Raw genomic sequence first — 6,073 nt, forward strand, 5'->3', positions numbered from 1 at the left:
CCCCGGCCGCCCGGCGAAACCCGCCGGCGCCCGCACGACCACCCGGCTAACCCTCCTCGCGCCGCCTTATGCGGGCGAGCACCGTTGCGACGCCGGCCAGGAAGTCCCGGCTGCGCCGCGCGGCCTGCTGCTCGAGGAGCAGCAGATCCAGTGCCCGGATCACCGCGGCCAGATCGGCGCCGGCGCCCAACCGATCCAGAGCCACTGCCGCCGCGACCGCCTGCCCCTCATGGAACGCCAGATCCGGCAGCACCGCCTCGACGGCCCGGGACAGCTCGCCTGCGGGCCGATCGTCGAACGCCGTGCTCACGAAGACGCGGTACTGCTCGAATCGGTCCCGGGCGGCGTCGAGCTCCTGGCGTAGGTTCGCGGTCGGAGACATGGTCGCCAAGCCTACGACGACGACGAGGTCACCCCGCCTTCACGGTCCCGCGGTCGCCGCGACTGCGCGCGCGGTTACACCCCGAACGCCGCGGGATAGCGGATGACGCCGTCCGGGACAGCAGGGGAGTCGTCGAGGGGCAGGGCCATCAACGCCTCGTCGGGGACGTCGAACGACGCGCGGATGCCGAAGCCGGAGGCGCGGCGGAAGCCGAATCGCGGGTAGTAGCTGGCATGGCCCAGCACCACGACGAGTTTCTCGCCCATCGCCCGAGCCGCGTCCAGGGCCGCGCGGGTGGCGGCCGAGCCGGCGCCGGTGCGCTGGAACTCGGGCAGCACCGAGCACGGCGCCAGCGCGAGGGCGGGTTCGTTCCCGACGTGGCAGCGGGTGAGCAGCGCGTGGCCGACCGGATGTCCGTCGGCGGTCGTGGCGATCAGTGACAGCCCGTCGATCCACGCGGCCGGGTCAGCGCGGAGGGCGTCGACGAGGTCGGCCTCGGCGGCGGTGGGAAAGGCGCGCAGAATGATGTCGCGGATCGCGGGGATGTCCGCGTCGGTCTCTGCGCGGGTGGTCCAGGTGGTCATGCGCTCTTTCGATCCGGGGTCAGCCCGAGTCGACAGACACGAGCTCGGTGTGACCGTGGGTCTCCAGGCGGAGGAGGCCCTCGTCGTCGTCGACTGGTACGGCTATTCCTACCTTGTCGGTGGCGGTGCCTCCGGGGTACAGCTCGCCGTTCAGGGCGTGGGGGACGACGGCGAGGTGGTCGTATCACTGGATGACCATGCCGTCCTCGGTCACGTACGAGACGCCGATGAGGGTAGTGGTGCCCAGCTCGTCGCCGACGTAGGTGGCCGTGAGGTCGACCAGGTCCCACCGGCCGCCGGCGGGCTAGCCCGGGGCTAACCACCCCGGATAGGCCCAGCGTGCGCATCGCACGGTCCACCGCGCCCGGACTCGCCGTGGCCAGCCCGGCCCGGCGTACCTCGGCGAGCATCTTGCGATGCCCGTACAGCCCGGCTGGCTGCATCCTCCGGCGTCCCTGCGCATCAGGCTTTTACACCAGCTGCCGGACGACGTCCTCCACTTCGGCGTCGCTGACGACCCGGGCCGCTACCGCCCGCCGGGGGAGGTCCACATCCGATGGGTGCGAGCGGCGATCTGCAGACCTGCTTTGCGCAGGCCACGGCAAATCGACTCGGGCCCCGTGCCCCTCGGCTCTCATCTGCTCGATGAGCTCGCAGATCACCGGTTGCGGGGGGTCGAGCTCCCCCGCAAGGAAGATCGAGGCCCGGCGCATGATCTCCAGGTCCTCGGTCAGTCGCCGGTTCTCGGCCTTGAGTCGCTTAATCTCGGCGGCCTCGTCGGTGCTGACGCCGGGGCGTGCGCCGGCGTCGATGTCGGCCTGCACCGCCCACCGCCGCACGGTCTCTTTGCCCAATCCCAGACGGCGGCCCACTTCACACTGTGAGTCTTGGGGTAGCTGGTCGGGGGCGGTTGCGGTGGTGGCGTCTGTTGGGCGGCGTGAGGCATAGCCTGTTGGCCTCCATTCGGTTGACGCGGCATCGTCCCCGTGTGAGTGTGAGTGTGAGGAAGTCAGAGGTTTGCCGAGCACAACCATTGGAGACTCGCCATGAAGGCTGTCGTCTATCAGTGGCCCAGAGATGTCGCGGTCACGGATGTTCCGGACGCGAAGATCGAACGTCCCACCGACGTGCTGGTCAAGATGACAACGACCAATATCTGCGGCTCGGACCTGCACATGAATGAGGGCCGGACCTCCTTCGAGCAGGGCCGCACGTTCGGCCACGAGAACATGGGGGAGGTGGTGGAAGTCGGTAAGGGCGTGGAGAAGGTCAAGGTGGGCGACCGGGTCGTGTTGCCGTTCAACATCTCGTGCGGGTTCTGCAAGAACTGCGAGCGCGGTCTCACGAATTACTGCCTGACCACGCAGCCTGACCCGTCCGCCGCCGGTGCGGCATACGGATTTGCGGACATGGGCCCGTACGGCGGAGGCCAAGCGGAGCTGCTCCGGGTCCCCTTCGGCGACCACAACGCGCTGCGCCTGGGTGAGGATGCGCAGGAGAAGGAGAACGACTACGTCATGCTCTCCGACATCTTCCCCACCGGTTACCACGCCACCGAGATGGCCGGCGTGATCCCGGGCGACAGCGTCGTGATCGCCGGGGCCGGACCGGTGGGGCTGATGGCTGCCCTGTCCGCGACGATCAAGGGGGCCGCGAAGGTCATGGTGGTCGATCGCCACCCCGACCGGCTCGCGCTGGCTGAGCAGATCGGTGCGATTGCCATCGACGACTCCAAGACCGACCCGGTGCAGGCGGTGCTGGACGAGACGATGGGGCTCGGAGCCGACCGTGGTTGCGAGCGCGTGGGCTATCAGGCCCATGATCCTCAGGGCAACGAAGACACGGCGGCCACCTTGAACATGCTCATCAACGCGGTGCGCTTCACCGGCGGGATCGGCACCGTTGGCGTGTTCGTCCCCCAGGACCCGGGGGCCAAGAGCGAATTGGCTAAGCAGGGCAAGGCGGCCATCGACTTCGGCACCCATTGGTTCAAGGGGCAGACCATGGGCAACGGTCAGTGCCCGGTCAAGAAGTACAACCGTCGGCTCCGGGACCTGATCGCGGCTGACAAGGCGAAGCCGTCCTGGATCGTCTCCCACGAGATCTCGCTGGAAGAGGCCGCCGACGCCTACAGGAACTTCGACGCAAGGTCCGAGGGCTGGACCAAGGTCGTCATCAAGCCAGGTATGTCCAGCGGAAAGAAGGCGAACTGACATGGCAGCAGATCTGCAGGGCAGGAGAGTCGCGATCCTCGCCGCGGACGGGGTCGAGCGCGTCGAGCTCGAGCAACCCCGCGAAGCACTGGACCGGGCCGGCGCCCGGACCGAGGTCCTCTCGGTCAGCGAGGGCGAGATCCAGGCCCGCGAGAATGATCTGGATCCGGCGGGGACGTTCGGCGTCGACGGGCTGGTGGCTCAGGCCTCGGTGGCCGACTACGACGCCTTGGTGCTTCCGGGCGGCACGGTGAACCCCGACAAGCTCCGGGTCGACGAGGACGCTGTCGCGTTCGTCCGGGACTTCGTCGAGAGCGGTAAGCCAGTGGCGGCGATCTGTCACGGACCGTGGACGTTGATCGAGGCCGGCGTGGCCACCGGTCGCACCCTGACGTCCTTCCCGAGCATTCGCACGGACCTGCGCAACGCCGGCGCGAACGTCGTCGACCAGGAGGTCGTGGTCGACAAGAATCTCATCACCAGCCGCACGCCCGACGATCTGTCGGCGTTCTGCGACGCGCTCGTGTCCCAACTCGCGGGCACCACGACAAAGGAAGAGGTGTCGTCATGAGTGTGACCAAGGGATTGCTGGTCAGGTTCGACGCGTTGCCCGGCAAGGAGGACGAGGTGAAGGACTTCCTTGACAGCGGCCGTGCGCTTGTCGAGGGAGAGCAGGCCACCACCGCGTGGTTCGCGATCCGCCTCGGGCCGACCTCGTTCGGAATCTTCGACGTCTTTCCGGACGACGCCGGACGTGATGCCCACCTGTCCGGACCCGTGGCGGTAGCGCTCGGCGAAAACGCCGGCACGTTGTTCTCCGAACCCACGATCGAGAAGCTCGACGTCCTGGCTTCCAAGCTCCCCGCCTGACCCCACGGATTCGGGGCACGAGACTCGAGCGGAGGGGTCGCTGCGCGGCGTCAGCGAGCTGACACAGCCCGACCATGACGCGGCAGCGGCCCCTTCTCTTGCGGCCTATCGCCCATCCCTAACAGATCGAGGAACCGCGATGACAGGAACTGACGACGACGTTGCCCCGACGCGTTCACCCGAGGTAGCAGTGATCGGGGGCGGAATCGTCGGTCTGTCGACGGCGTACGCGCTGCGGGAGCAGGGCGTGCCGGTGCGCTTGTACGAGGCGGGTCTGCCCGGAACGGGTCAGTCCGCGGGCGAGTCGCGGATTTTCCGGCATGCCCACGACGACCCGCGGCTCGTCGCTTTCGCCCGCGAAAGCCGCGGCGTATGGGATGAGTGGGCCGAACACTTCGACGTCGAGCTGGTCTCATCAGACGGTGTCGTAGCGATCGGCGAGAGCGCCCTGGCGCGGCTGCGGGTGCTCGACCAGGTCGGCGGCGTGGAAGCGCACGAGATCGATGCAGCCGAGCTCGCCCAGCGAATGCCGCTGCTCGCTGGGTACTCGGGGCCAGCGGTGCTCGACGAGTCGGGCGGCGCGATCCGCACCCGCACCGCGATCACGGCACTCGCGGGTGCCCTCGCAGATGCCGTCACCACCGCAGAGGTCATCTCCATCGATCCCCGCGCCGATGGGACGGTCGAGGTGCGCAGCGTCACCGACCGGGCTGTCTACTCCAAGGTGGTCGTGTGCGCCGGCCGCGAAACCGCCCGCCTGGCCCGCAGCGTCGGCCTGTCGCTGCCGGTTCGCCTTGCCGCACACGTCCGGCTGACCTTCGACGTGAAAGCCGCCGCCCCGGCACGAGTCGCGTGCCTGCAGGACAGCAGCGGCGTCTTCGGCGAAGTCGGCGTGTACGCGACGCCGCTACCGGGCAACAGCAGTTATTCGGTCGGACTCAGCGAAACCGTCGGCGTCCGCGACGACGGAACGTTCATCGACCCTGCGGCGATTCGATCGCTGGACGAACGCGCGCGCGAATACGTGACACGGGCGCTGCCCGGTCTCCACCCAGAGCCGCGCGACTTTCTTCACTGCTGGGTGACCGACCTCCCATGGAGCGAGGACGGCGTGGCCGTGTGGGAGGCAGGCTCTGTCATTTTTGTGGCCGGTCACAATCTGTTCAAGCAGGCACCTGCCCTGGGTCGCGCTCTTGCCCGGGCTGCGACCGGCGGCGGTCTCGCCGCCGACCTCACGCCCGCCGCTCGCCTCGGCGAAGCCCTGCGATAGTTCGCCTGACCCCAGAACGGACGCACTCAACGGGTAAACGTCTCCTCGTCGAGGACAACGGCAGCCCGCCCTGGGTCAACCCAAAAGTCGCGGCTGGACAGCAGTCACAGGCTCAACCACCTTGTCATGGGGTGTCTTCATCGTGAGGATCGGTGCGCGGAGGTGCCGCAGCGGGATCCGTTCGCGGTGCGACCCGGCGCGGGATACTGAAACCGCGTCGCAGTGCGGGGTTCGGACCTAGCCGTCAGGTTGCCTGTTGCGCTCATCGGGCGACACCGCGTGCACGGTGATGCGGGGGCGGGCGTTGTTGACGGACCCCTTTGGGTTCCACAGCGCGGCTTCGTCCTCTGGCTGCGTGGCGGCCGAGGTGTCCCATGCGCGAACAATGGTCGTTTAACAACTCGGCCGGCTCCCAGGTCACTCCACGGTCCAGCGAGACGTCGACGCGAGAGACCGACCGCTCGCCGCCGGAGAAGGCGTAACCGCGGATCTCCAACGGCCCCGGGGCGACCCTGGCACCGTCGGCCGGGGGACACCACGTCGGAATTCAGGGCCACCAGGCCCAGGGGCATCCCGATCCCGGGCGCAGGTGACTGGTCTTCGCGCAGCAGCCGATAAACCACGTCTTGGAAGTAGCCGGCCCAGGGAGTGCTGCGGACCGCGATCTCCTCGAGCCACTTGACGCTACGCGCGCCAATGTAACCCGGGACGACCACGCGCACCGGCGCTGCGGAGCGGGAGTACGGAATGGTTG

General features: G+C 68.4%; 9 protein-coding genes and 2 pseudogenes. 5 read left to right on the forward strand and 6 right to left on the reverse strand.

The window, feature by feature from the left end; all coding sequences use genetic code 11:
- Positions 1–46 precede the first annotated feature (46 nt).
- Together G6024_RS07665 and G6024_RS07670 are read right to left on the reverse strand one after the other, a co-directional pair.
- On the reverse strand, positions 47–382 hold the full coding sequence (locus G6024_RS07665) for a hypothetical protein (RefSeq protein WP_159148402.1): 336 nt from the start codon (positions 380–382) through the stop codon (positions 47–49).
- 74 nt (positions 383–456) lie between these two features.
- Positions 457–966: a GNAT family N-acetyltransferase gene (locus G6024_RS07670; protein WP_159148403.1), complete on the reverse strand. Its 510-nt coding sequence runs from the start codon at positions 964–966 to the stop codon at positions 457–459.
- A 49-nt stretch (positions 967–1,015) separates the two neighbouring features.
- Here G6024_RS07670 and G6024_RS07675 point away from each other — a divergent pair, with 49 nt between their 5' ends.
- A complete protein-coding gene (locus G6024_RS07675; protein WP_159148404.1) occupies positions 1,016–1,285 on the forward strand; it encodes a hypothetical protein in 270 nt (89 codons plus the stop codon).
- 151 nt (positions 1,286–1,436) lie between these two features.
- Here the strand turns inward: G6024_RS07675 and G6024_RS07680 are convergent, their stop codons facing one another.
- Positions 1,437–1,790, reverse strand: a complete 354-nt coding sequence (locus tag G6024_RS07680) for a hypothetical protein (protein ID WP_182640340.1) — start codon at positions 1,788–1,790, stop codon at positions 1,437–1,439.
- A gap of 222 nt (positions 1,791–2,012) precedes the next feature.
- Between G6024_RS07680 and G6024_RS07685 the strand changes: the two genes are divergently transcribed.
- The 4 genes from G6024_RS07685 to G6024_RS07700 all read left to right on the forward strand — a co-directional run bounded on the left by G6024_RS07685 (position 2,013) and on the right by G6024_RS07700 (position 5,319).
- A complete protein-coding gene (locus G6024_RS07685) occupies positions 2,013–3,179 on the forward strand; it encodes a glutathione-independent formaldehyde dehydrogenase (protein WP_159148406.1) in 1,167 nt (388 codons plus the stop codon).
- A 1-nt stretch (position 3,180) separates the two neighbouring features.
- On the forward strand, positions 3,181–3,750 hold the full coding sequence (locus tag G6024_RS07690; RefSeq protein WP_159148407.1) for a type 1 glutamine amidotransferase domain-containing protein: 570 nt from the start codon (positions 3,181–3,183) through the stop codon (positions 3,748–3,750).
- A complete protein-coding gene (locus tag G6024_RS07695; RefSeq protein WP_159148408.1) occupies positions 3,747–4,049 on the forward strand; it encodes a putative quinol monooxygenase in 303 nt (100 codons plus the stop codon). Before G6024_RS07690 ends, G6024_RS07695 begins: the two co-directional genes overlap by 4 nt.
- Before the next feature lie 139 nt (positions 4,050–4,188).
- The gene (locus tag G6024_RS07700; RefSeq protein WP_173674802.1) at positions 4,189–5,319 is read left to right on the forward strand and encodes an NAD(P)/FAD-dependent oxidoreductase; all 1,131 of its coding nucleotides are present in this window, start codon (positions 4,189–4,191) and stop codon (positions 5,317–5,319) included.
- Positions 5,320–5,556: 237 nt separating this feature from the next.
- Here G6024_RS07700 and G6024_RS17150 read toward each other — a convergent pair whose 3' ends face one another.
- The 3 genes and pseudogenes from G6024_RS17150 to G6024_RS17160 form a co-directional block, all read right to left on the reverse strand.
- A complete protein-coding gene (locus G6024_RS17150; protein ID WP_369691787.1) occupies positions 5,557–5,706 on the reverse strand; it encodes a hypothetical protein in 150 nt (49 codons plus the stop codon).
- A gap of 13 nt (positions 5,707–5,719) precedes the next feature.
- Positions 5,720–5,866, reverse strand: a pseudogene (locus G6024_RS17155) (hypothetical protein); the annotation flags it as partial.
- A 97-nt stretch (positions 5,867–5,963) separates the two neighbouring features.
- Positions 5,964–6,041 (reverse strand): annotated as a pseudogene (locus tag G6024_RS17160) (molybdopterin-dependent oxidoreductase); the annotation flags it as partial.
- Between the last annotated feature and the right edge of the window lie 32 nt (positions 6,042–6,073).

The organism is Dietzia maris (assembly GCF_014144855.1).
Taxonomy (GTDB): domain Bacteria; phylum Actinomycetota; class Actinomycetes; order Mycobacteriales; family Mycobacteriaceae; genus Dietzia; species Dietzia kunjamensis.

Coding starts and splice junctions, on each gene's coding strand:
- G6024_RS07665 (WP_159148402.1), bottom strand. CDS start 382: ATGTCTCCGACCGCGAACCTACGCCAGGAGCTCGACGCCGCCCGGGAC.
- G6024_RS07670 (WP_159148403.1), bottom strand. CDS start 966: ATGACCACCTGGACCACCCGCGCAGAGACCGACGCGGACATCCCCGCG.
- G6024_RS07685 (WP_159148406.1), top strand. CDS start 2,013: ATGAAGGCTGTCGTCTATCAGTGGCCCAGAGATGTCGCGGTCACGGAT.
- G6024_RS07690 (WP_159148407.1), top strand. CDS start 3,181: ATGGCAGCAGATCTGCAGGGCAGGAGAGTCGCGATCCTCGCCGCGGAC.
- G6024_RS07695 (WP_159148408.1), top strand. CDS start 3,747: ATGAGTGTGACCAAGGGATTGCTGGTCAGGTTCGACGCGTTGCCCGGC.
- G6024_RS07700 (WP_173674802.1), top strand. CDS start 4,189: ATGACAGGAACTGACGACGACGTTGCCCCGACGCGTTCACCCGAGGTA.